The 24,965-nt window shown below is 50.6% G+C and carries 22 protein-coding genes; 14 read left to right on the top strand and 8 right to left on the bottom strand.

What is annotated here, in order from left to right:
* Positions 1-116: 116 nt before the first annotated feature.
* The 6 genes from IXB28_RS02235 to IXB28_RS02210 all read left to right on the top strand — a co-directional run bounded on the left by IXB28_RS02235 (position 117) and on the right by IXB28_RS02210 (position 7,916).
* Entirely contained in the window at positions 117-1,298 is a 1,182-nt protein-coding gene (locus tag IXB28_RS02235; RefSeq protein ID WP_215616924.1) for a thiolase family protein, read from the top strand.
* 210 nt (positions 1,299-1,508) lie between these two features.
* Positions 1,509-3,947, top strand: a complete 2,439-nt coding sequence (locus IXB28_RS02230; RefSeq protein WP_215616923.1) for an acyl-CoA dehydrogenase — start codon at positions 1,509-1,511, stop codon at positions 3,945-3,947.
* 125 nt (positions 3,948-4,072) lie between these two features.
* A complete protein-coding gene (locus IXB28_RS02225) occupies positions 4,073-4,555 on the top strand; it encodes a GNAT family N-acetyltransferase (RefSeq protein WP_215616922.1) in 483 nt (160 codons plus the stop codon).
* A gap of 740 nt (positions 4,556-5,295) precedes the next feature.
* A complete protein-coding gene (locus IXB28_RS02220; RefSeq protein WP_246559579.1) occupies positions 5,296-5,613 on the top strand; it encodes a GIY-YIG nuclease family protein in 318 nt (105 codons plus the stop codon).
* 419 nt (positions 5,614-6,032) lie between these two features.
* Positions 6,033-6,488 carry an RDD family protein gene (locus IXB28_RS02215; protein WP_215616920.1) on the top strand — a complete coding sequence of 152 codons (456 nt, stop codon included), beginning with the start codon at positions 6,033-6,035 and terminating at the stop codon, positions 6,486-6,488.
* A gap of 315 nt (positions 6,489-6,803) precedes the next feature.
* Positions 6,804-7,916, top strand: coding sequence for an SGNH/GDSL hydrolase family protein (locus IXB28_RS02210; RefSeq protein ID WP_215616919.1), 1,113 nt, complete (start codon positions 6,804-6,806; stop codon positions 7,914-7,916).
* Positions 7,917-8,093: 177 nt separating this feature from the next.
* Here the strand turns inward: IXB28_RS02210 and IXB28_RS02205 are convergent, their stop codons facing one another.
* Positions 8,094-8,642 (bottom strand): TetR/AcrR family transcriptional regulator, encoded by a 549-nt coding sequence (locus tag IXB28_RS02205; RefSeq protein WP_215616918.1) that lies wholly within the window; start codon positions 8,640-8,642, stop codon positions 8,094-8,096.
* Between the two features lie 298 nt (positions 8,643-8,940).
* Between IXB28_RS02205 and IXB28_RS02200 the strand changes: the two genes are divergently transcribed.
* Positions 8,941-9,342 (top strand): VOC family protein, encoded by a 402-nt coding sequence (locus IXB28_RS02200; RefSeq protein ID WP_215616917.1) that lies wholly within the window; start codon positions 8,941-8,943, stop codon positions 9,340-9,342.
* A gap of 75 nt (positions 9,343-9,417) precedes the next feature.
* The gene (locus IXB28_RS02195) at positions 9,418-10,386 is read left to right on the top strand and encodes a pyridoxamine 5'-phosphate oxidase family protein (protein ID WP_215616916.1); all 969 of its coding nucleotides are present in this window, start codon (positions 9,418-9,420) and stop codon (positions 10,384-10,386) included.
* A gap of 232 nt (positions 10,387-10,618) precedes the next feature.
* On the opposite strand, the gene IXB28_RS02190 is transcribed toward IXB28_RS02195, so the two are convergent.
* A complete protein-coding gene (locus IXB28_RS02190) occupies positions 10,619-11,806 on the bottom strand; it encodes an acyltransferase family protein (RefSeq protein ID WP_215616915.1) in 1,188 nt (395 codons plus the stop codon).
* 667 nt (positions 11,807-12,473) lie between these two features.
* Here IXB28_RS02190 and IXB28_RS02185 point away from each other — a divergent pair.
* The 3 genes from IXB28_RS02185 (at position 12,474) to IXB28_RS02175 (ending at position 15,587) form a co-directional block, all read left to right on the top strand.
* Positions 12,474-13,223, top strand: coding sequence for an SGNH/GDSL hydrolase family protein (locus tag IXB28_RS02185; protein ID WP_215616914.1), 750 nt, complete (start codon positions 12,474-12,476; stop codon positions 13,221-13,223).
* 375 nt (positions 13,224-13,598) lie between these two features.
* Entirely contained in the window at positions 13,599-15,206 is a 1,608-nt protein-coding gene (locus tag IXB28_RS02180; RefSeq protein ID WP_215616913.1) for a hypothetical protein, read from the top strand.
* A 165-nt stretch (positions 15,207-15,371) separates the two neighbouring features.
* Positions 15,372-15,587 (top strand): hypothetical protein, encoded by a 216-nt coding sequence (locus IXB28_RS02175; RefSeq protein ID WP_215616912.1) that lies wholly within the window; start codon positions 15,372-15,374, stop codon positions 15,585-15,587.
* An 81-nt stretch (positions 15,588-15,668) separates the two neighbouring features.
* Here IXB28_RS02175 and IXB28_RS02170 read toward each other — a convergent pair whose 3' ends face one another.
* The 3 genes from IXB28_RS02170 to IXB28_RS02160 all read right to left on the bottom strand — a co-directional run bounded on the left by IXB28_RS02170 (position 15,669) and on the right by IXB28_RS02160 (position 17,637).
* Positions 15,669-16,280 carry an HAD family hydrolase gene (locus IXB28_RS02170; protein WP_215616911.1) on the bottom strand — a complete coding sequence of 204 codons (612 nt, stop codon included), beginning with the start codon at positions 16,278-16,280 and terminating at the stop codon, positions 15,669-15,671.
* 75 nt (positions 16,281-16,355) lie between these two features.
* Positions 16,356-17,411 carry a M42 family metallopeptidase gene (locus IXB28_RS02165; protein ID WP_215616910.1) on the bottom strand — a complete coding sequence of 352 codons (1,056 nt, stop codon included), beginning with the start codon at positions 17,409-17,411 and terminating at the stop codon, positions 16,356-16,358.
* Between the two features lie 4 nt (positions 17,412-17,415).
* Positions 17,416-17,637, bottom strand: a complete 222-nt coding sequence (locus IXB28_RS02160; RefSeq protein WP_215616909.1) for a hypothetical protein — start codon at positions 17,635-17,637, stop codon at positions 17,416-17,418.
* A gap of 163 nt (positions 17,638-17,800) precedes the next feature.
* Here IXB28_RS02160 and IXB28_RS02155 point away from each other — a divergent pair, with 163 nt between their 5' ends.
* Together IXB28_RS02155 and IXB28_RS02150 are read left to right on the top strand one after the other, a co-directional pair.
* On the top strand, positions 17,801-18,487 hold the full coding sequence (locus tag IXB28_RS02155) for a glutathione S-transferase N-terminal domain-containing protein (protein ID WP_215616908.1): 687 nt from the start codon (positions 17,801-17,803) through the stop codon (positions 18,485-18,487).
* A gap of 144 nt (positions 18,488-18,631) precedes the next feature.
* Positions 18,632-19,531, top strand: coding sequence for a LysR family transcriptional regulator (locus IXB28_RS02150; protein ID WP_215616907.1), 900 nt, complete (start codon positions 18,632-18,634; stop codon positions 19,529-19,531).
* Between the two features lie 813 nt (positions 19,532-20,344).
* On the opposite strand, the gene hisC is transcribed toward IXB28_RS02150, so the two are convergent.
* Positions 20,345-21,397, bottom strand: a complete 1,053-nt coding sequence (gene hisC, locus IXB28_RS02145; RefSeq protein ID WP_215616906.1) for a histidinol-phosphate transaminase — start codon at positions 21,395-21,397, stop codon at positions 20,345-20,347.
* A gap of 414 nt (positions 21,398-21,811) precedes the next feature.
* Here hisC and IXB28_RS02140 point away from each other — a divergent pair, with 414 nt between their 5' ends.
* Positions 21,812-22,612 (top strand): hypothetical protein, encoded by an 801-nt coding sequence (locus tag IXB28_RS02140; protein ID WP_215616905.1) that lies wholly within the window; start codon positions 21,812-21,814, stop codon positions 22,610-22,612.
* 87 nt (positions 22,613-22,699) lie between these two features.
* Here IXB28_RS02140 and IXB28_RS02135 read toward each other — a convergent pair whose 3' ends face one another.
* Together IXB28_RS02135 and IXB28_RS02130 are read right to left on the bottom strand one after the other, a co-directional pair.
* Positions 22,700-23,941: a SpoIID/LytB domain-containing protein gene (locus IXB28_RS02135; RefSeq protein WP_215616904.1), complete on the bottom strand. Its 1,242-nt coding sequence runs from the start codon at positions 23,939-23,941 to the stop codon at positions 22,700-22,702.
* A 297-nt stretch (positions 23,942-24,238) separates the two neighbouring features.
* Complete coding sequence (locus IXB28_RS02130; protein WP_215616903.1) at positions 24,239-24,958, bottom strand: HAD family hydrolase; 720 nt, start codon at positions 24,956-24,958, stop codon at positions 24,239-24,241.
* Between the last annotated feature and the right edge of the window lie 7 nt (positions 24,959-24,965).

Here is a 24,965-nt window from a genome sequence, read left to right as displayed (position 1 = left end):
TGGGAGGGGAAATGGGTGGGTTCTATTCTGGCACTGGTGATCGAGGCCCACCCCGCCCAAGGGGCACCCCGCCCAGTGGGGGAATAAGTAGACAATCTTCTTGGAAGGAGAACATTATGCGAAGTACCTATATTGTTGCCAGTGTGCGGACGGCGGTTGGTAAGGCGCCTCGGGGGATGCTGCGACACATGCGGCCCGATGATATGGGGGCGGCGGTGGTGAAAGGCGCGATCGCAACTTTCCCTGCCCTAACTCCCGACCACATCGAAGACGTGATCATGGGCTGTGCCATGCCGGAGGCGGAGCAGGGCTATAACCTGGGGCGGGTGATTGCCCACCGGGCCGGATTGCCGCCTTCGGTGCCGGGGATGACGGTGAATCGGCTGTGTTCGTCGGGGTTGCAGACCATTGCCATGGCGCACCAGGCCATTACCCTGGGGCAGGCGGATGTGATGGTGGCGGGTGGGGTGGAATCCATGAGTTTGATTCCCATGGGGGGGGACCGCTGGAGCCCCAACCCGGTGATGATGACGGATATGCCCCAGGTGTATATGTCCATGGGGTTAACGGCGGAGAATGTGGCCCAGCAGTTTGGGGTGTCGCGGGCCGAGCAGGATCGGTTTGCGTTGCGATCGCACGAAAAAGCCCTAAATGCCATCAAGGCCGGTCGGTTCACCGACGAAATTATCCCCCTCCCCGTCACCGATACGGTGTACCAAAATGGAGAGACCCACACCCATCGCACGCTGTTTGAGGTGGATGAAGGCCCCAGACCCGACACCAGCCTGAAGGCCATAGCGGGGTTACCGGCCGTTTTCCGCCGGGGGGGCAGCGTCACCGCTGGTAACTCGTCCCAAATGTCCGACGGGGCGGCGGCGACGTTGCTGATGAGCGCAGCCAAGGTAAAAGCGCTGGGTGTTACACCCATGGCGCGTCTGCTGGGGTTTGCCGTCGCCGGAGTGCCGCCGCAAATTATGGGCATTGGCCCGGTGGAGGCGGTGCCCAAGGTGCTGAAACAGGTGGGGCTGAGCCTGGAGGATTTGGGCCTGATCGAACTAAATGAAGCCTTTGCGGCCCAAAGTTTGGCGGTGATTCGTAAGCTGGGGCTGAACCCGGGGATTGTAAACGTAAACGGAGGTGCGATCGCCCTGGGCCATCCCCTCGGCTGCAGTGGTGCGAAACTTACCGCAACATTGTTACACGAGATGAAGCGTCGCCAGATCCGTTATGGCATGGTCACCATGTGCATTGGCGGCGGCATGGGGGCCGCTGGAGTGTTTGAAAATTTGTTGCTCTAGTTTATAGAGCGTGACAAAACAAGACTAGGCTTAGAAAGCATAAGGTGATATTTGTCGCTAACTGCATTTCAACAAAATTAAAGATTCTTCTGCATAGTTTGTAACAGTGCCGCAGGAAACGGTTTCACAAATTAATCGTAAACCTTAGAAGATTCTAAATAACATCACCTTACCTGCCCTAGTTCCGTCGTGACAAAAAGGGTAAAGATTATGACTCTCTTAACCATTGGTTTAATTGTTGGATTCCTAGGGCTATTGCTGGCCCTGGCCTACGTCAAGGCTCCCTTGGTGGCTTGGTGTGCCTACGACGCATTGATCCTCGGCGTGTGCCGTGCCCCCCTGTGGCTATGGGGCATCTTTAGCGTCATGACCCTGGTTTCCATCGTGCCCTTTATCCGCCAGGTGGTGATTACGGCCCCCATTGTTAAGGCAATTAAACGATTCAATCTGTTGCCATCCATTTCAGCAACAGAGCGGGCGGCCATCGAGGCCGGTACCGTCTGGGTGGATGGAGAGTTGTTTTCTGGCAAGCCAAACTTTGAACGAATTTTGGCCGAGCCCTACCCCACACTGACTGCCGCTGAACAGGCCTTTGTCGATGGCCCGGTTGAGCAGGTATGCCACATGGCCACCGACTGGGAGATACACCAGCGCAAGGATTTGCCCCCAGCGGTGTGGGCGTACCTAAAGCAAGAGCGCTTCTTTGGCATGATGATTCCGACCGAATATGGCGGTCGAGGATTTACCAATACCGCCTACAGTGCGGTGATGACTAAGCTAGCCTCCCGCTCCTTTACCCACACCGCCACCGTCGGTGTGACCAATTCCCTCGGCCCAGCCAAGCTGCTGCTACGCTACGGCACCCCCGATCAAAAGCAGCGCTACTTACCCAAGCTAGCCACCGGGGAAGAAATGCCCTGCTTTGCCCTGACAGAGCCCACCGCCGGTTCCGACGCGGCGAGTCTCCAGTCCAGCGGGACAGTCTTTCAGAAAAACGGTGAACTGTATCTGCGGTTGAACTGGCAGAAGCGATACATCACCCTGGGCGCCATTGCCACCCTAATTGGCCTGGCCGTTCGCCTCCATGATCCAGATAACCTATTGGGTAAGGGCAAAGACGTGGGCATTACCTGTGTCCTAGTGCCTGCCGATACCCCCGGTGTGCAACTGGGTCGTCGCCATGACCCCATGGGTGTGCCCTTTTACAATTCGCCCATTGCCGGTCGCAATGTGGTGTTGCCCGCTAGCCAAATTATTGGCGGTGTCGAACAGGCGGGGCAGGGTTGGACCATGCTGATGCAAAGCCTGGCCGCTGGTCGTGGCGTCAGCTTCCCGGCCACAGCCACGGGGGTAGCCAAGCTAGTCTCTCGCGTAACCGGTGCCTACAGCGTGGTGCGAGAACAATTTGGTCTCTCCATCGGTAAATTCGAAGGGGTAGAAGAACCCCTAGCCCGCATTGGGGCCCTCACCTATCTCATGGATGCGGCACGGCTATATACCTGTGGTGCCGTAGATCAAGGGGAACAGCCTGCGGTCGTGTCGGCCATTGCCAAGTATCAATTTACCGAGCTGTCGCGTCAATTGATCAACGACGGCATGGATATTCTCGGCGGTGCTGGCATCTGTCGCGGTCCGCGCAACCTGTTGGCGAATATTTACACGGCGACGCCCATTCCCATTACGGTGGAAGGGGCAAATATTCTCACCCGCAGTCTCATTATCTATGGCCAAGGGGCGATCCGCTGCCATGGCTACATTGTCGATGAGATTGCGGCCCTAGAAGACAACAATGTGGCCGCCTTTGACTATGCATTTTGGCGGCATGTGGGTCTGTTTGGCCGCAACTGGGCACGGGCAAAAGTCTTAGGATTGACCCATGGTCGTCTAGCGAAAGCGCCGGTGCGGGGAGAAACGGCCCGCTACTACCAGAAGCTGGCTTGGGCCTCCGCCACCTTTGCCGCCCTGTCAGATCTAGCGATGATCTCCTACGGTGGTCGGCTAAAGCGCCATGAGAAAATCACCGGACGCTTTGCCGATATGTTGTCCTGGATGTATCTAGCAACGGCTACGCTGCGACGGTTTGAGGCAGAGGGACGTCGGGACGAAGACTTGCCACTGGTTCATTGGGCCATGAATCATAGTCTTGGCCAGATTCAACAGGCCTTAGAAGGGCTGTTGGCGAATCTGAATATTCCTGTTTTAGGTGGTCTGATTCGGGCTACTACCTTGCCCTGGTTCCGGTTGAATCCTATTGGGGTGATGCCTTCGGATGCGCAAGGCCATGCTGTGGCGAAACTGTTGCAGTCCCCTGATGGGCGGAATCATCTGACTAGAGGGTTGCATGTGCCCAGTGATGCGGAGCAAGCCCTGGGACGTTTGGAGCGGGCCTATCAGCTATCGATTGTGGCAATGCCGGTATTTACGAAGATTAAGGCGGCGTTTCGCAATGGGGAGTTAAATATTGTGCCGCCCGTGGGTCGGGTGGAAGCGGCGTTGCGGGCCGGGGTGATTACGGGGGCAGAATCTGACCTGGCGACAACGGCGGAGACGGCGCAGTTGGATGCGATTCAGGTGGATTCGTTTACGTTGGCGGAGTATCAGCGGATTGGGAAGGAATTTATTGAGGAGGAGATTACTGGGGCTGAGTAAGAAGCGTTAAAGCGAGCATGATTTGCTCGTCCTAATTGCTATACCTTGCTTGGTTGATGTCCTTTCAAAACCGGAATTGATAATGTTGATATGTAGTGTGTTAATGCTGCGATTAGTATCAACTGATGATAACGTTCCAAAGACTTAATGCTGGTGACGTAGAAAGGCTACGACAAATACGGCTGTTGGCCCTTAAAGATGCGCCGGATGCCTTTAGTACTACATTTCAGGATGCTTTTGTTTGGCCAAGAGATAGCTGGGTGAGGCAGCTACAAAAACTACCTACGTTTGTTGCGGTTGTAGATGGCGCTGATAGTGGCATGGTACGTGGTGCATTGCATTCGGAGAAAATAAATGAAGCCTATTTACTATCGCTTTGGGTAGCGCCCCATGCTCGCGGGCAAGGAGTGGGTCAAGGGCTGATTAATGCGGTGATTGACTGGATGCGTTCCGAAGGCTGTCAGCGTTTGGTTCTAGATGTGGGTGAGCACAATGCAGGCGTGATCGCACTCTACCAACGCATGGGCTTCAAACCCACAGGCATAACCAAACCCATGCCACCTCCCAGAGAACATATCCTGGAATTCGAGATGGCTCTGGAACTTTAGTGTGTGGAATTTTGAAGGACGAAGCGCAAAATTTCATATAGTCACGTAGGGTGCGTGAGTCACGCACCGCTTCTTAGAATAGGTTGTTAGCTCAAAACCTTTAGAATATGAGAGGTTTTGATTGTTTTCGTGCCAAACGACTAAATCTGCAGCCAACGGTTGCAGAAATTATAGGGGCGAAATAAGGTGCGTGACTGATGCGTCCGCTTCTCATTGCATATTGTCGGTTGAGACTCGATGGCTTATGTTTCAGTTTTACTGTACATGAATAGATAAGCCAAATCTCCAACTATTGGTTAGAGAAATTAGGGAGCTTACCTCCGGAACACTGCTATGGGCCAAGTGTCAGATGTGATGGATGGTGCCTTATTACACCCCCTACTTGGCTGGATTGGAGTGATGTGGGGGAATTTTAAGTTTGAAAAGATGTGGCTTCGACTCCGTTCAGCCACCGGGCGAGGTTCGTTCAGCTACTGGACGGGATAGTGGTGTGAGAATGTGACTTCGACTCCGCTCAGCCACCGGGTTAGGGGGAAGGGAAGGCTGAGTGCGAGGTTAGAATCTTCGCTATTAACCGATCAACGAGGGCTGAGCGCAGTCGAAGTCCGAACCCCTGCCACCCACCGATCAACGAGGGCTGAGCGCAGTCGAAGCCCGGACCCCAGCACTGCGCGATCAACGAGGGCTGAGCGCAGTCGAAGCCCGAACCCTTGCCACTAGCTAAAATACCCATGCCACACATGTACATCCTCCAATGCTGCGACGGTTCCTTCTACACAGGCAGAACCAAAGACTTACCCCGTCGCCTATGGCAACATCAAAACGGCATGGGGGCTAACCACACCGCAAAGCGACTACCCGTGAAATTATTCTATGCCGAAGAGTTTACACGTATAGCAGATGCCTTTTATCGTGAAAAACAAGTGCAGGGCTGGAGCCGTGCAAAGAAGATAGCCTTGATGCAAGAAGCTTGGGATCGGTTGCATATTTTAGCGGAGTGTCAGAACTCTTCGCATTGGAAAAGATGTGGCTTCGACTGCGCTCAGCCACCGGTATAGTGGCTTGAGAATGTGGCTTCGACTGTGCTCAGCCACCGGTTTGGGGGTGTGAGAATGTGGCTTCGGCTCCGCTCAGCCACCGGCTTGGGTCTTTTCAGTTACCGGATTGAGGTTCCTCAGCTACCAGGTTAGTTCTGCTTAGCCATTTGGTTGCGTGGCAAGGGAGATGAGGATGCGCGATTTGGCTCTTCGCTATCAACCGATCAACGAGGGCTGAGCGTAGTCGAAGCCCGCACTCCCGCCACCCACCGATCAACGAGGGCTGAGCCCGGCCCCCAACCACACCCGATCGATGAGGGCTAAGCGCAGCCGAAGCCCGGACTCCACCTACACCAACAACATTTCTAAGCTGCCGTCCCAGCCAGTTACCATATGACTGGACTTGCTCCTATGCTCCGCAATTATCCACGTGTTATCCCATGTCTAACCAACAGACAGCCGGGCTTGGCGCTCGCTTGCTTGCCTATCTGATTGATATCCTGCCGATTATCTTAGTAACATCTGCAGTCTTTTACCTTTTCCTAGGCTTTGATGAAACCATTCAGCAATACCTCAATGCCCGTGATGACATCAATACCCGCATTGCCTTTCTAAGACAACGCAACCAAATCCGAGATTTTTCATTTCTGGTTTACATTGTCTACTGTGGCTTTCTCGAAGGCTCTGCCATGCAGGGCACAATCGGCAAGCGGCTACTAGGTCTGCGGGTGACAGACAAGAATGGACGCCCGCTAACCAGAGGACGATCGTTTGGGCGCAATGTGGCCAAGCTGATTTCCTACATACCCCTGGGGCTAGGTTTTCTCTGGGCGATCTGGTCTAAGCACAATAGAACCTGGCATGACATGCTTGCCAAAACGCTGGTGGTGAAGTGATTTCGAAGTGAGCGATCGCAATATACCCAGCTTTTATGCGTTGAACCCTTCTTGATCATTGAATGACACAGTGTAGGCCAACGGATAGAGCAAATGGTTACAGTTTTAGTAGCATTCGCAGCTTCCCTTATGCCACCTTCAAACTTCTGGTGCAGGCTTCATCGGAACTTTATAAAGAAGCCGCTAGTCGGTCTTGAGAAAAAAACATTGCCCACATATAAATAAGGGAGAGGTATATCCAAACGTTTTGATATCTCGCCAAGGTCTTCTTGCTTTGTAGTATCTATCCGACTGTGTTGAGCACAGCCAATAGGCATGAAAAAAACGCTTTTTGCCATCAGTCTTGCGATTTCATCCTGCCTGGTCTCCCTAGAAGCTAGGGCAGCCTCCTTTACTGCGCTCAATATCTTTGGCGATAGCCTGGTGGATTCTGGAAATTTATTTAACCTGACCAGTGCCCTATCTCCCCTAGGGCTGCCCGCCTTGCCCCCCAGCCCGCCCTATGCCCAAAAAAGTTCTAATGGCCCTATCTGGATTGATAATGTCGGCCAAGCATTAGGGCTTTCTCCCATCCTGGCCACAGATCTAGCCCTCAACCCTACGGCTCCAGTGCCTACCCAGGGCATCAACTTTGCCTTTACCGGTGCTCTCTCTTCAGATATTCATATTTTGGACGACGATGTTCCCCCGCTAGCGTCGTTTCTGCCAGGGTTTCAGGACCAAATTGCTGCCTTTTCCGGTCTCTCTTCCATCGTCCCGGCAGATCCCAACGCCTTGTATGTTGTCTGGGTCGGTGGCAACGACTATAACGAAGCGTTCTTTAATCCTGCTTCCTTGCAGGTGCCAACGCTTGATCAGCTACCTGATTTTGTTACTGATAACATTCTGGGTGGGCTCAATCAGTTGGCTAGCCTAGGCGCAAAAGAGTTTTTAGTGCTCAATTTGCCCGACATCGGTGAAGCGCCAGTTGCTGACTTTTTAGATGCTCAAACCCCCGTAAATATTCCCGCCACCCTAAATCAACTGATTGCTGGCCACAATAGCCTCTTGGCAACAAAGCTGGATGCGTTTAGCCAGACCCAACCGGGGGTGAATGTCACCACCTTGGATATCAACACGTTGTTTGATGACCTCCTGACAACGCCATCGGCATTTGGCCTAACGAATGTCACCGATTCTTGTTTGATTAACTATGAGCCTGGGTTTCAATTTGATGGTGTCTGCGACAACCCGGATGAGTTTTTGTTTTGGGATGACGTTCACCCCACGGCCGCTGCATCTCGGGTGATTAGCGACGTTGCCTTGGCCACGTTAGCGCCTCCCGCTGGGCAGCCTGCCAGCGTACCTGAACCAGGCTCGTTCATGGCCCTTTTCGCTATGGGTGTGATGGGTTCTGGATCACTATTCTTAAACAAGAAACGCATCTAATGGCTGATGGGGTGACAACCTCGAAGCGAGAGTTTGTTACTCAGCCTGTCGCCACAGTCTTATAAGGCATCTGTTGTGGCAACTTTAATGGGTGCGCAATAACACTCGCGGCAGTTGCTGAATTTACAGGCTAAAGCTGAATAGCACAGTTTCTCTTTTAGGTAGGAATTCAACCGATTACTCCCAGTGTAATAATGTCTCAGGTAGTTGTTTTATTGTTCGTAAAAAAAGAGATGCGTCATCTAGAGCTTGGGACACGATCAAAGCTCCTTGAATAGAAATGAGTGCGTCTTGCCCCCGTTGTCGAGCAATAGCTTCATCTAAGCCAGATTCAACCAAAATCTTGGCAATGGCGCCAATCCAGTGGGTGACTAGGGTCTTAATTCGTTGATGAAAAAGATCGCGTCCCGTGCCCGTTTCCAAGATGGCTGTCAAACAAGGTTGAGTCCCCCCTGCGTAGAGATCATGGATGTGGTCGCACATCTTCTGTAGTCGAGTGTGCGGACTTCCTTTCCCAGCTAAAAGCTGCAGCACGTTTTCTTGCAGCCAGCAGTCAGAATGATCCAGCACTGATGCCACCATATCCTCTTTGCCACCGGGAAAGTGATGGTAAAGGCTGGCCTTACCCAGTCCGGTGGCCGCTGAAATTTTAGAGAGTGTAGCTCCGTCATAACCGTACTGGCGAAACAGTGAAAATAAAGTCGGAACGTAATCCTCTTTGGGCATTTCAGCATTTTTTGATTTGGCTGTTGACATTCTACCAAGCCGTCAATATGGTTACATCACTATGAACCGATCGTTTGGTACAATGCGATTGTTGGCTAAAGTAATCTCTGAGTGCCCACCCTTTTTATCTGGGCCTAGTATGGTGTCAATTTATAATTTTCGCGTAGAGGAGTGTCTCAGCAAGATAGCTTTCAGACTTGAAACCCCATTCACGATTCACAACTCACGGTCCTAACCTAAATCTTTCGAGTTGACAGTCTACTAGTTTAATTTGTTTATTTCCGAAAGGAGTTGTTCCATGGCCATTACCCAAGGCGCTCACCACATTGGTCTCACCGTTCCTAGTATCGACGCCACCCGCGACTTTTTTGTGAATGTGCTGGAATTTAAGCACGTGGGTGGAAGGCCTGAATATCCTGCTTATTTTGTCTCTGATGGCACTGTATTTATTACCCTTTGGCAGGCGACCGATCCCAATAGTGCAACACCGTTTGACCGGAAGAACAACATTGGGCTGCATCACCTTGCCCTGAAGGTAACGGACATAGATACCCTCAACAGCATTTATCAAACCATGGTCAAAACCGAGGGCGTTAGTATTGAATTTCCCCCTGAGCTTTCCAGTGGTGGCCCTGCTCAACATTTGATGGCTTCTATCCCTGGGGGTATTCGTTTGGAACTGATGGCTCCTGGTGGCTAGCCTCAGTGGGCTCACAAGCCTTTGGTTCAGGCGTTTGTGAGCTTTCTTCTTTGATCTCTTAGGAGTGTAATAATTATGGCCATTCCCGGTTGGCAAAAAGAAGAGTCTCCCTTCCACCCAGGGGAAAAAGCTGTGCAAGCGAGGCTAGGGGCACGCGATCGCATGGAAGCGGTGGGTCGAAAAATGATTCGCGAGTTCCTGCCCGAGCAGCATCGCCAATTTTATGCCCAGCTGCCCCACTTTCTGATTGGCACAGTGGATGCAGAGGGTCACCCTTGGGCTTCGATTTTGGTGGGCGACCCAGGATTTATCTCCGCACCGGACGATCGGACGCTGCACATCGCCGCCCAGCCCTTGTTTAATGACCCCCTCATCAAAAATCTCGCCGTTGGTAGCAAGGTGGGCTTCCTCGGCATCGAACTCCACACCCGCCGCCGCAATCGGGTGAATGGTGTGGTGAGTGAAATCACGCCGGATGGTTTTTCAGTGGCGGTGGAGCAAAGCTTTGGCAACTGCCCGAAATATATTCAGGCACGGCAGTTCAACCTCCAAAACTTTGATGCCACCGCTGCTAAGCCTGTCTATGCCTTCACCATGCTAGATAGTGTCAAACGTGATGTAATAGTTGCCGCAGATACGTTTTTTATTGCCACGGCCTACCTGGATAACGCCACGGATGTTACCAACGGTGTGGATGTTTCCCATCGAGGTGGCTCCCCTGGTTTTGTTCACGTTGATGGTAATACCCTGACCATCCCGGATTTTGCAGGCAATTGTATCTTCAACACTTTTGGCAATATTGAAGTCAATCCCTTCGCCGGGTTGTTGTTCATCGATTTTGAAAAGGGCAACCTGTTGTATCTGACCGGACGGGCCGAAGTTCTTTGGGATGGCGATCCAGACATTGCTCGCTACCCCGGCGCCGAACGCCTGTTGAAGTTCTATCTTCATCGAGGGATATATGTTGAAGGTAGCTTGCCATTGGGTTGGTCTGCTGCAGAACAATCTCCTTTTCTGAGGCAAACGGGGCCTTGGGTTAGCTGATATGGCGTTGCTCAAAGCCAGGCATCTATCGGCTTGGTTTTAGCTTCGGCTTCGCTCAGCTAGCGGGTGGATACGGTAGGGGTACTTATTTTGCTGATGTAGCTACGCGAGTGTTTTGTGTCAGGCTTCCTTGGGCGGAGTCGAAAGCATTTATCGGCTGGATTTTAGCTTCGACTTCGCTCAGCTAGCGGGGGATACGGTAGGGTTACTTTTTGCTGATTTATGCTGGGCGTTAGGTCAGCAATGCGGGCAATAGGGGGCCTTTTACTTTAGGGCGTCCCATTAGTTGGGGTACACATTTGTGCAGTATCTGGATCACGGGAATATTCACCATAAAACTGATAACGGTGAGGCCTGTGCAAAATAGGGTGACGGTAATCCAGTTATCAAAGATAGCTAGGTTCATTCTGCCAATAATGGGTTTAAAGAAATCCATAAAGAAGAAATTCATCCCTAGCAAAACTAAAGTATTTTGCCCAAAGAATTTAGCCCCTTTGAAATTGGGTAGGCTCAGGGCTAAAAATATGACCCAAAGAGAGCCTGTGATTGCGGTTAAGGTGAACCAGAAGAAGTTGCCGTGGCTGGTTAGTGCGATCGCAACCATGCCCCTAGGATCGCTAAAGGGCCCTTGGTTGATATTAAACGAAGCTACCGTCGCGATGAATGTTATGGCTAGTCCAACATATCTATAGAACGATTGCTCAAACCAAGAGATAATGCCTGCCTGCCTGATAATAAAGCCCAACTGATAGAAACTCAGACCAATCAGGGCCTGATTAAAATACCAAGTCTTTAAGCCTCGTCCAGGTAAGGTTTCGTTAATGTCTGGGTTAATGCCGAAATAGTATCCCAGGGATAAAGCCACCACAGCTAAACCACAATGTTTCCAGAGATTACCCTGCAGTAAAGGATGAATCAGGTGGTTTAGTAATTCAACCGTAAATAAACAAAACAAAAACCAGGTCAGAAAATTACCAAACGGGTATCCATTTAATACATCAATAAAAATGGAGGCGATATTATAGCGTTCGAGGAATCCACTGTTGCTACGTACCACATGATCAACCAAATAGATACCAATGGCGAAAACATTAAAAAACAGGGCCGGAACAATGCGCGTTAAGAACTTTTGGTATAGGAATGACCCAAGGGGTTGCTTTTTGTACCTATACACAAAGCCTGAAAGTATGAAAAACAAGGGCATGTGAAATGCATAGATGCATTTGTATTGCTTGTAGGCAACGGTGCTGGCAACAAATCCTTCAAACCCTGCTATTTTTTCGACAAAATGGCCATAGTAAACCAAAAACATGCCATAGACTTTCGCTAAATCTAGCCAAAGTATGCGATTGTTGCGGTTAGATTGATCTAATTCTCCGGAGGGCTTGCCTAAAAGCTTGGTCGATTCGGGGGACAACATTGTGGCGTATTCTCATGTGCTGGCAAATTGCATGTGTGAGGAGCGATGGCCAAAACAGCAACTGTAGCGTGTGTGTAACTACGTAGATGTTGGCATAAACTGTTTTGTTCCACGGTTAGGTTGTTAACGTTACAAGTGGTTACAACAGTGGTGTAAATCTGCGATCGCGATAATCGTAAGGAAAACTTTAGACTTTGTTTTTTGACGACTTAAAACCTGTGAAAACTTTGCCTGATAGGATATTTAGGTTGTTGCCTTTTAAGGTAAAGAGTTGTTGCTTTTTGGGGTAAAGAGTGATATCTGGCTGTTGTCAAAAAATGTTTTGCAAAATACCTTGTTTTGGCAATAACTGTTATGTCTTTTTTGAATGGTTGTGATTCTGCGTTGGGAATAAATGTGATTCCTTTTTAGGAATAAGTTGGTGGGATTCTGTTTTGGGAATAAACGTGATTCCTGCTTGGGAATAGTTAGTGTGAGGTTTGCCTGGTTGCGGCTGGTGCTCTCCCCCGGTGGTGGAGTGTAGCCGGTGATGGCGCGTTAGGGAAACTTGCAAAAACACCCTACGTCTGACTAGCTATCACGTCAGACACATTAACTGTCCGGCTACTAGTTGCTCTTTCCATTCCGACCCTACTCCACCATGATCACTGGTTCTAGATTTCTCCCGATGCAAGTTGCCTCTAAAAAACGGCTCACAGTTGCCTATGTGGCCTTGCTACATGTTGTGCTTGGGGGTGTTTTGTGGAAATCTAACTTTTTCGCCAGTATGCAATATCGGCTGGGTTTGGTGAGGCCATCGTTGCAAACAGAGCTGACAGACTATTACCACCAGACTCTCAAATATCACCAGCACTCGGTGGCCATGGTGCCCGACGATGCCGTCATCTTTATCGGCGATAGTATTACCCAAGGATTGGCGGTATCCGCCATCTATCCACTTTCTGTGAACTATGGCATTGGCGGCGACACTACCGTCGGGGTGCTAGAGCGTCTGCCCATGTATCAGCCTGCCCTTGCACGAGCCAAATGTATTGTGCTTGCCGTTGGCATCAACGATACCTATAACCGTAGTGCGGAAGAGGCTTTAATTAATTACGAGACGATTTTAGATACGCTTCCCCAGGATCGTCAGGTAATTGTATCGGCCGTTCTCCCAGTGGATGCGGCTGCCAATGAAAAAAAGCTGGGTAAACGGGTCGAGTGGAGAAATACGTTTAATGTCGGTTTGCAGCGCTTGGCCAATGAACGTGAATTTGTCACGTTCGTCGATAGCAGTGCCGAGTTAGATACCAATGGTGATCAGCGCTTAGATCCGCCTCTCCATGATGGGGGTGGTGTGCATCTAAATGCGGCTGGCAATCGTGTGTGGGCCAAAAAACTGCGGGATGCGATTTTTAGTTTGCCAACCGTTAATTAGTCGGCGTTGCGGCCCCTCCATCAGCAAGTGCCACGGGGCTAGCTTAGGATAACTCAGATCTTGCACCAAGTCGGGTTTGAGCCTTAAACCCACATTGGATTCAAAATCCAACGCTAATTGAGGGCTGTCCACTAAAGGGGCAAGATTGGATTAAAAGCTCCAAATATGGAGCTTTCAGGGATCCTCTAACCCCTTTTAGTGGGTTTTCATTCGATTAGCCTTAGCACTTTTAGTCCAAGGTGGGCCGTGCTTCATCACCAGGTGCAAGATTTAAGATAACCGTAAGTTTCATGTGCTAACCAATTCGCTTAACAAGTGGGTAGGCCATACTGTGCAGTATGCTTCCGTAGCTACTAAGCAATAGGATGAATGGCCATGACTGAGCATGCTTCGAATCCTGATTTACCGGCTTCTGAAACGCGGCTTGTGCCCCTTACTGAGGCCGAATTACATCAGCTTGGTAAGGCTACAGAGCTATCTGAAAGCGAGGCCATACATCAGTGCATTCAGTATATTCAAACTGGATTGCAGCAGCAGTCGCTTCCCAAGCAGGTGCAAGAAGAGTTGGCCTTGCATTTAGTGATGTTGCAAGATCAACAATATCAAGACTGCCATAAAACGTTACAGGTGACGGCGCTAGCCTTAGTCAACAGTGCCGCTTCCCCTCACAATACGGAAGATAATACCGTTGGCAACCTAGTCTTTGCCCAGAAGACTCGAGAACAGATTGAATTTACTAAAGGCGCTGGCAGCCATTATCACCGACTGGTGGCTGGCTTAAAACAATTTTTGTTCTGGTTTGTCCTGGTTCCCGTTTTGGGCATTGGTATGCCCTTTCTTGTGCGCAATCTGTTTGCTGGCTCCGGTGCGTTTAGTCGCATTGCCCAAGAACAAAATGCATTGCTTACGGACGTCAGTGAGCAGTTGGAGCCAGTGCGTGGCTACATTACCCAAGAAGAAGTCCAGAGGGCACAGCTGACGGCATACTCTGCGTCAGTGAACCAAAGCATTGATAACCTCTTAAAGCAAAGTGGTGGAGCTAATTTAAGTGATACGCAGACACAAACTCTCCAAAAATCTGGCGCGGTTATAACTACTGTTGCCCAAGCCATTAGTCCAGAAACGGCGATTACCACCGCCCAGCGGCAGACTGTGGCACAACAACTACAGTTGATTAGAGCGGCGCTGGCGGTTGAGTCGCCAGCCGCCAATCCATTGGCCTATCTAAATCAGCTGGTCGCAACGCCTATTGCGGCAGATGCAACGCCCATCGCCTTTAGCCAGCAGCTTACAAATATTACTGAAGAAATTGATCGTTTAGTTGCTCAAAGTGTTTTATATCAAGATCTGCGTCAGCAACAGGGGCAATATCAAGCCATTATTAATCCTGAGGCTAATGGTGAGCTGCCTTTGGATTCGGGGGCACAAATTAATCGGTTAGATCAAATTCAGTCTAGGATTTCAACCGTGACAGCTCAGCTCACGGGGGCGTTGCCCTCATCCCAGGTAGCGGAAACGGATGGCTCGACAGAGACAGCATTGTTAGAACCGACGGAAGTGCCCACGTCTGTGGTTTCGGCCCAAACCCAGCTTTTAGCTCGGTCTCTGAATATTAATCTGCCGCAAATTGGCTTAGTGGTGGCGTTTGGGGCGTTGGGCAGTGTGGTCAGTATTATTGTGCGCTCCCAAGAAATTATTCAGCGGGCTGAAGCCGAACACAAAGACCTGCGCATTGTTGGTTTTACTCGACCCTTTGTGGGCATGGCCTTTGCAATTTTTGTATTTGCCATTGTTGAATCTGGCGTGTTGGGGAATTTTATTCAGCTGAAAGGTGCAGATTCTGTGCAGAACACCCACCTCTATATTGCGATCGCGTTCCTAGCGGGGTTTAGTGAAAGTCTTGTCTTAGGCGTAGTGGCAAGGACAGAAAACACTATTCAACCGCTGAATGCCAGTACTTTGCACAATAATAAGACCCATTAATTTTTCCGTGAGATAGTTTATGTTTAAGTGTTCTGTAATACGTATTTTGTTGCTCGTCGGATAGACAAGTGTTACTGATTATTGTGTTTTATAGATAGGCAATCGTAGAAATGACAAAAATAGGGAATTATAAAATTAATAAATTCTCCTCATGAAAATATTTCTATGGAAATTTCTTTATTAAGATTAATTTGGTGTGTTGTAGATGAAACCTTAACCCGTTGCACAGCAGGTGTTTCGCAGTGTGAAAGAGTTCAACTGATCTTGCACCAAATTGATGATCGAGTGCAGCTCTCACAAAATGAGTATGCTACAGTCAAACAATATTTGTTGGAACGTCAACAGCTGATTCAAGAGCTTTACTATGAACAGGCTATGTAAGGTTTTCTGGTCTATTCTTGTTCAAGAGTTTGTCAGAGAATAATGCTCTATTAGCCCCTTCACCATAGAGATTTTTCTGACTCACCCTAGCCAATTAATCACAGTCCTAAGAGATTTCACCCCATAGTCTGCGTAGTCGGACCAAATAAATTCTCCTGAGGTGTCAATATAGATGGTTGCCGTACCCGCACGCTGTCCCGCCATCAGGTCAAATTTATAATCTCCTACCATCACTGCTTCAGTGGGAGGGGTTCCCCAGGTGTCTAACAGGGCTAAAATGCCGTCTGGCTCTGGTTTGGGGGCATGGCAGTCACGGCTGAGCACTAATGTGGGGTCAAAAAAATCGATTAAACCGCAGGCATGGAGGGTCTCGTGGGCAATATCCTTGCCATTGCGGGTCAGTATCGCAATTTGTTTTTCTTGGGCCAAGAGCCTCTCTAGCAATGATTTTGCGCCAGGCTGGGCCGTGGACTGGCGGGCAATGTCAAATTCTATTTCCCTGAGTTGTTTTTGTTTGGTTGCCGCAATCTCGGGGGGCAGCTGGCGCAAGGATTCTAAAATGGGTGAGCCAATGGGCAGTTCTAGGGTTTGGCGGATGGCTTCAAAATCGTGGATGCCTAGGGTTAAGGTGCCATCCATATCAAAGATCCAGCAGGTGCGATTCGCTAGATTCTCACTACCGGTGAGCTCCATATTCTATGTCTGTGAATTACTTTGTTAGTGTAGCGTGGGAGCCTGGGCGGACTGTTTGGCATAGGGCTGCCGTGTCTATTGATGCTGCGTACCGTGGTTTAGATATTGGGTGAGTACCTTGAGGCAGTTTGCGATCGCACCCAAATCTGCAATTTCATACCCATGGGTATTCTGGGTTGGAAAACTCAAACAGGCACCCCTGGGCACATGGCCAAACTTCATCGCAATGGATGCGTCACTGCCAAACTGGGAAACCACTGCCTGCTGTAGGCTCACCCCAACCGCAGAGCCTGCCGCAAGAATTTCTTGATTGAGCCCTTCATCATAGAGGCCGTAACTATCTTGGGAAAACAGCACCGGTCTCGGCCCATCGGCAATGGGATATTCCTTAGACAGTGGGCAAATCTCTAGGGCAATTAAGCGGCTTAGTTTCTGGCGCTGACTAAAAAATAAAGCCCCCACCGCCCCCACCTCTTCTTTAGCTGAGGCCACCAAGTACACATCTACGGGCGGGTGCTTTATTTGTTCTGCTAGACCCAACAAAATCGCCACTGACGCTTTGTTATCCAAGGTATAGCTGGCGATATGGCTGCCGAGGCGAAAGGGGCGCTTGCGGTGTTTGCCCACCACCATGCGGGTCCCCGGTCGAATGCCAGCCTGCACCAGAGTGGATGTGGCAAGCTTGGTCTCCACCCAGGCCGTTTCCCAACTGACAGCTTTGCCCTCTTGCTGAAGCTTTTGGGGAGATTCATGGGAGACATGGCGAGAACCAAAACTCAGGATGCCTGGAATAGTTTCCCGATCCCCCAACAGATCGACAACCCCTTCCCCATAGACCCAGGGATACGATCCGCCCAGACGGCTTACCTGTAGCCGCCCGTCTGCTTCAATCCCTTTTACTAATGCTCCAATTTCATCCTTATGGGCCGTGACCGCGATTGCCCCTTCACTGGTCTCACCAGGAATCTTAATAACAATATTGTCGGCTTCATCCTGCCAGTGGTCTACGCCAATATTGTCTAACCATTGTTGAATGTAATGGTTGACCTCTGTTTCAACCCCACTGGGAGAATGGCACAGGACTAACTCCTCAATGGTGGTAAAAAAATGGTCTAGATCCCAGCGGCCCATGGTACTAAACCTCCGTTTGGGAACGGATCAGGCCTTGCACTAGGTTTTCTAATTTTTCTTCTGAACAACATTCGATTAGCGCATCAAATATATCTAGCAGTTTGGCGGCTTCCTCACCGTGCATGGCGCTAAGCCCCCATATATCTTGCGCCCAATCCTTGGGGGCCGTTTCTTCAAATATTATCCGCTCTAGTAATTGTTTTGATTCTGTCTTAGACAGGGCCATGGACTTCGCTCATCAATGCAACTGCTTTATCCTCCCATATAGTAATTGGGGTGTTGCCGATCCTCGGGATAAGTTTAGTTGCCCTCATGGGCCGCCATGGTGGGGCCACAATTTCAACCGCCTACGCTAGAATAGTTCGAAATTATCGTACAATCCCCAAGTCATGATCGATCTCTATTACTGGACGACGCCCAATGGCCATAAGATCACGATTTTTCTAGAAGAGGCCAATGTCCCCTACACCATTTATCCCATCAACATCAGCAAGGGGGAGCAGTTTCAGCCTGAGTTTTTGAAAATAGCGCCAAATAATCGGATCCCGGCCATTGTGGATCGAGCACCCGCCGATGGAGGAGAGCCCATTAGCCTGTTTGAATCAGGGGCCATTCTGCAATATTTAGCAGAAAAAACAGGGCAGTTTCTGCCGACGGATCTGCGGGGTAAAAATGAAGTGCTCCAGTGGCTATATTGGCAAATGGGTGGTCTGGGGCCGATGTTGGGACAAAATCATCACTTTTCTGGCTATGCGCCCGAGAAAATTCCCTATGCCATTAATCGCTATGTGAAAGAAACCTCCAGACTCTATGGCGTGCTCAATCAACGTCTGGCGGATCGTGAATACGTGGGTGGCGACTACTCCATTGCCGACATGTCCATGTATCCCTGGATTGTGCCCTACGAGAAACAAGGCCAGAACCTGAATGATTTTCCCCATTTGCAGCGCTGGTTTGATGCCATCGCCGCTCGCCCTGCTGTGCAGCGAGCCTACGACCAGGCCAAGGTGGTGAACCCTGCCCCCAAACCGTTCTCCGAGGAGGAGAAAAAATTACTGTTTAATTTAGAAAAATAAGGGTTACGGCCGATCTCAGCCGTTGGCCATCGGCCATGGGGGGAGGCTCCATCAGCCTGTGTCATACATGCCATCGGCTGATCCCATGGGTAAAATGCCCACAAATTGTCACAATAAGGTGGGCCTTGTATTTTCACCGACACCATGGGACAGGATCGTCTGGGGCAACTTAAACCTTCGCAGCTGCGGGTGCTCATCGCTGTAGCCGATGGTGGTAGCTTTAGTGAGGCCGCTTTGCAGCTACAGCTTTCCCAGTCGGCGGTTAGCTATGCCATTGCCACACTGGAAGAAGAGCTGGGGGTGGTGCTTTTTTCCCGTGGGCGCTATGGGGCCGTGCCCACACCGGTGGGGCAACAAATTGTGGACCGGGCCCGCCATGTGCTCCATCTCATTGAGGATATTTATAACCAGGCAAATTTAGCGAAAGGGTTTGATGGTGGCCAGCTGCGCATCGCTGCATTTCGGAGTGCGGCCACCCATATTTTGCCGGAGGTAATTGCGCAATATTGTTTACAGTATCCTGCGATCGCAATCACCATTGCAGAATATGATGACCGGCCCGATGTGGAAGCCGACTTGCGCAAAGGCAAAGCCGATGTGGGGATCACCTATTTGCCCCATGCCCCAGATCTAGAAGCATCGGAGCTAACCCGTGATGAATTTGTTGTCCTGTTTCCGCCGGATGCAGCGTTGTCCGCACCCCTGACCTGGGAGGCATTGGCGGCCTACCCTTTGATTATGGCCCCCGACGGAGATAGCTGCGACGCCATGGTGATTCACCACGGCAGGCAATTTGGTGTCGAGTTACGGTCTACCTATCAAATTCGTTCCGACGCCACCATCGTTAATATGGTGGCAAAGGGCCTGGGCGCTGCGATTAGCCCCCGCCTAGCGGCCGAACCCATCCCGGATGGAGTGCAAGTCTACAGTTTGCCAACGCCTTTTTTTCGAACTATTTGTGTGGCCACCCTGGCCAACGCCCTCTTGCCACCACCTGTTTTTGCCTTTTTAGAGATGTTGAAGGCGGCCATGGCAGAAGATTGAGGGAGCCAGCCTAAAAAAAATCTCCCTTGCTTAACGCTCAGGAGACATGTAACAGGATATTTAGGAGACACTAAGGACTGAACGTCAAACTCTTGATAGCAAGGAACTGAGCCCTTAAAATCTATAGTTGTGACTGGGAGGATTCCCTTACAGCCTTAGTGCCGTTCCACGATTTAGTGTTTGCATCAACATAACTTGTTTAATTGTTAGATGTCAACATCAAATTGCATTTTTGTTGTCTGTTGAAATCCTACTTTACCCTGGCGACAAGCAACGTAAGCCGTTGATAAATAAAACCTTAAGCTCTTGCCCTGGCTGCGGTTCAGTGTTTTTACTGTGTTCTCATGGTTGTTCCGTATTTATAGTTAAATATGTTGATTTTTGAAGCCAGAAAAGTTGTTGTTTTTCGGTGAAAACCCGTGAAATTGTCACAGTCAGGTATTTGAATAATGGTTTTCCAAACGGAGCCATACCCATCTTCTCAAAGAAAAAACCCCGTAGGCTAACTACCTGCGAGATTTTGTTTGACAGGATATTCTGGAGGAGGTGGGAGAGTCGATTCTTGTTAGTTAGCTTGGACTACCTGCCAACATGGGCCAATAGTTTTCCAGCAAGACTTCAAAACCCGTCACCTCGCTCCGAGGTTTAGTTTCACGTATCAATGTATCTAAATGTTTTGATGTTTGTCATTATCCAAAGGTGGAGTATTGTTCGTCGCTGATTTCAGGGGTTGCTCCCGGTGGTCACATTGTTGAAACAGTGCATAGGGCCAGCGAAATGACCTTGGCGTAACGCTAAGTTAAGTGGTCATACTTAATTCTTTGGGGGTATGGCCTCAGCCATGGCCTTTAAAAGCTGCTGATTTTGTTCGGGCGTCCCCACCGTAATCCGTAGCTTGGTGTGGAGTTTGGGCTGGTGGTAATGGCGTACCCAAATATCTTGGTGTCTGAGGGTGTCGTGGATGGTTTTGGCGTGGGTGTGCTGGGCTAAAACAAAGTTGCCATGGGATGGATTCACTTGGAATCCGAGCTGCCTGAGGGCCATGGTGAGCTGTGTGCGTTCGGCTTTGATGTGGCTGATGCAGGTGTTTTTGTAGGTTTGGTCGGCCATGGCCGCCGCTGCGAGGTGGATTGCGATCGCATCTACGCCATAGCTATCTTTCAACTTAAAAAGGCCCTTGAGTAGCTGGGGTTGGGCAATGGCAAAGCCAAACCGGAGACCCGCCAGACTATACCCCTTGGACAAGGTGCGCAATATGATGACATTTTCATAGTCATGGACTAACCCTAGGGCCGAGCCCTCGCCAAAATCCACATAGGCTTCATCGATGGCCAAGATGCCAGGCACGCTTTCTGCCAGGTGACGTAGCTCAAAAAGTGGGACTTGATGGCCAGAGGGGCTATTGGGCGAGGCAATGAGCGTCAGTGCACCTTGTGCCTGTTGCAGCTGGTCTAGGGGCAAGGCATGGTCCGCAGGGTAGCTGATTTCAATCACAGGAGCGCTACATTGCTCGGCTAGGGTGCGGTATAGGCCATAGGTGGGGATGGGGTAAACGATCGGTCGTTCTTGGTTGACGCAGGCCCTAAATAACAGCCCTAGGAGATCGTCACAGCCATTGCCCACCATAAGCCAATTGGCCGGGACGCCTAAAACGCTGGCCGCCACGTCACAAAACGTGTGGGCATAGGGATCCGGGTAGCGCCGTAGCCAGTCCCCCTCCAATGTGCGGAGAGCTGCCATCACATTGGGCGAAGGCGGATAAGGATTCTCATTGCTATTGAGTTTCAGGATGGATGTCCCTGGGGGGAGATAGGGACTAGGTTTGTGACCCTCAAGTGTCTGGACGATGGGGCAAAAGTATTGCATCAACTCTACGGATTGTTGTTGTAATTATTTTTTCAGACCTGTGCGTATCTTTTCGTTTTCTCTTTAGCTAGGGGCGAGGGTCTGTGTTTCAGCGTAAAGATATCGGTAAAAGATTTTGGGTTGTCAGTATGTGCGCGGATGCTAACTGAGGTGTCCCTTGTTCTTTGAGGTCGGTCCGTGATTGCGGTGGCGACTGACGGCAACTCTAGATTGCATAGGGACCCGTGAGACTACTGGGCTGAGGCGTGTAATGGCACAGCATTGTTGCCGCAATTTTCCCCATGAGGTGGGAATACTGGTTCTAAACTGATTGCCTAGCATATGAAATCCCAGCACCTATGGACGATGTTGATGGTGGCTCAATGCTGGCTTTGATTGTTGGGATCTACCTATATAGACTTGTTGTCGCACATCATGAAAGATACGCTAGATAACACTACCTTGATCCAAAAGTTTCTACAGGGCGAAGATTCTCTGTTGGCGAATCGGGAATTACATATAGAAAAAGCCCGAGAAGAAACACAGCTGTTGACTAATCAAGGTATTTTGTTGGCAAAGGCGCGATTGAAGGGATCAAACCCCTATGTTGTTGTGCGTCTCCAGTCCGACTATTGGCAGGTTGTGCACCAGCTTGCGCTACAGGCCAATTATCTGCCATTTGGTATGGATAAAGCCCGTTTCGAGGGGGCAACATTTGTCCAATACGATTACCACAGCGTGCCCGCAGGCTATGAAATTCACTGCCAAGAAGCGGCTGCATTGTGGAAGACCTGGTGGGTGAATCACCGCCAGCTAGAGTTGATGGATATGCTATTGCTCTGTGATAAGCGCTGGGCTCCTGTGAACAAAATGGTTTGCGAAACAGGCACTATCTATATGAAAACCTGGCAAGGGGAACGGGTCTTTGCCGTATCAGATACGATTGTATGGCTCGATCGCAATACCCAGAAGCGTCGTAGACGCATTCAGGTACCCAAGCATCATGCTCCCGGTAAAACGAGCCCTTCTCCCTATCCGTACCATAGTGGTGAAGATATTAGTGAGAAACCAGCGCCGGTAGATGAATCGGCCAATCCGGTGGTGCCTGACAACCTGCGTCGAGTGGTGAGGGCGGGTAAAAATAAATTGCTGATTCAAACGGCTTTGGGGCCGATCCTGATTGAAGGTGAGAACTTAAGCTGTAGCATTGGGCGCAGGACGGCCAAAAAATCTTAGTTTACCCAGAGTGGTTTGTTTGCCCAGGCCGCCCATGGCGATGGCCCATGGCGATGGCCCATGGCGATGGCCCATGGCAAAATCATATCAATCGCCGACATCAATGCGACCGACCGACGTATCGGGATAGTAAGCGGATAGGATTTCATAATACTGATAGCCCTGTTCTGCCAGGTCTAAGGCACCGGTTTGGCTCATGCCATACCCACTGTGGGCATCATCGACGATCTCTTGATTGGCCGCATAGAGGGATTCCACCACACCTCCGCCATAGCTAATAAATTCTCCGGCGGTTTCGTGCACAGCCCGCTGGGTGGAGGTGGCTTCAGTGGCGATGCCTTTATAGGCCTGGTAGCGCTGGGTGTCATCCAGATCGTAGGCCCGACGTTGGTGGCGTACGGTGTGCACAATGGCATAGGAACGGGCGGCAACGGCCTGGGCCTTCAGTGCTTCGATCGACCAGCTGGCGGACATTTCCGCTCCCACAACGCTATATAGATAGTCGCTTAGGAGGACGTGATTCACGGCCATGACGCCGCCATTTTGCCACAATAGGAGCAAACGCCCCCGATACCAGCGGTTGCCCACGGCCACATACCCGTCTTGGGGATCTAGCCAAACGGCAGTGGGGACGGGTTTGCCGTTGATAAATAGCCCATTGGCATCAGCGCTAACCTGGTAGCTAACGTTCGCGGCTACGTTTTCGATTAAGTCGCCATTGGTGCTAATAATGCTGCCCCCGGACGAGGCCGCGATGTTGACGTTGGCCGCTTGTTTGGTCAGCGCCACCCGCATTTCTGTATACCCATCAATGGTTGGATTTGCGGAGGGCTCGGGAGGCAGTGCCTGGACGGCAACGGGGGGTAAGGTGGCGGTTTGGGTATTGGAGGGTTTCTGAGCCGGAGGTTGCGCAGGTGCAGTTGCTTTTTTGGTTGCCCTCGGCGTGGCTGCTGGGGTCGCCGCTGCCGAAGCCGGTTTGGCACTGGGCCGCTTGGCTGGGTCAGCTTTTGGGGTTTCGGTGCTGGCTTTTTTTTCTGTAGAGGGCTGAGCCGCAACGAGTTTTTTGACTTTTTTGGTGACCAACCACTGCCCTAGGGCAACCACATCCGCCTGGATAAAGGGCTCGATAGGTTCTATGGCGCTTTTTCTATTTTTTTGTGCCGCTGTTGTACCGGGCTTGCTGGGGGATGGCGATGGTTTGGCCTTGGCAGGTTGAGCTGGGCTAGGGTCACTAGCTTGGGCGGATGGCTGGTAAAGTCCTGTACAAACACCAGTCGCCATAAGTCCTGACAGGATGACGCTGGCGACATTAATAGGGCTGCGACGCATAGAAGCTATATAAAATAATATTTATTGGATTGGATAAATAAAAATCAATTGTGGGTGCAAGGCCACCTCAACTGATGGGGATAGGGGTTAACGATTACGTCTAGCTGACTAATAAAAATAGTGATTTACGGTTGTGAGCCGTTCCTTATTATACGCCGCTCCCTTGAATTAACCGGTTGAATACACTAGCTGTTTTCTACCCTAGCCCCTATTAGGGCTGTCGTCGGGGCGAAGAATGGCTGAAATATGCTGCCGATTGTCCTGAAATATACGTATTTGCCCATTCGACCAGTTTGCTTAGGGCTGAAATTGATCCCAATGGTTGATGGATTTGATGGTGGCTAGGGCGGCGGATGATGAGGGGCGGTCGGCGGATCGGTCAAAGTAGATGGATTGCATGCCCAGGCGCTGGGGTGCGATCGCATCATTGGTCAAATGGTCGCCAATGAACATAATCCGGCTCGGGTTTGGATTGTCGGCTGCGGCCAAGGCGAGCTGATAAATTTTGTCCCCCGGCTTCCGATGGCCGCAGTCGGCGCTATCGATCACAAACTGAAAGTAGTGTCGTAGGCCGTAGCGTTCCAGCATTTTTGCGGGCCAATCCGCCAGAAAAAAGTTAGAGATCACCCCCATCGACACATGGCCATGCCAGCGTTGCAGCATACTTTCCACACCCGGTGGCAGTCTCAGCGTATTGGGGAAGCATTGCATAAACTCCACTTCCATTTCTGCCACCACCTGGTCAACCGTTGCGGGGGGCACGTTTGGCCGATAGGTTGCCAGCAGATTCCGAAAGCGCTGCTGCAGCGTTTGTTCTTCGGGCTTGCCAGCAATATTTTCCAGACGCCAGCGATGGTAGTCAGCGCGCACGTCTTCAATATGTTTATACAGTCCCGCCGCAACGAGCACCTGGTACATCGGGGCTAAACCAATTTCGTAACCGGAGGTGTCAAAGTCGTCAATGAGGGTGTTGAAACAGTCAAAAAAGATCCAGTCGAGTGATGTGCTCGTCGTCATAGTCGAT

The organism is Leptothoe kymatousa TAU-MAC 1615 (assembly GCF_018739865.1).
Taxonomy (GTDB): domain Bacteria; phylum Cyanobacteriota; class Cyanobacteriia; order Phormidesmidales; family Phormidesmidaceae; genus Leptothoe; species Leptothoe kymatousa.
Note: the sequence above shows the minus strand (reverse complement) of the source record. Positions and strands in the feature narration are given on the sequence as shown.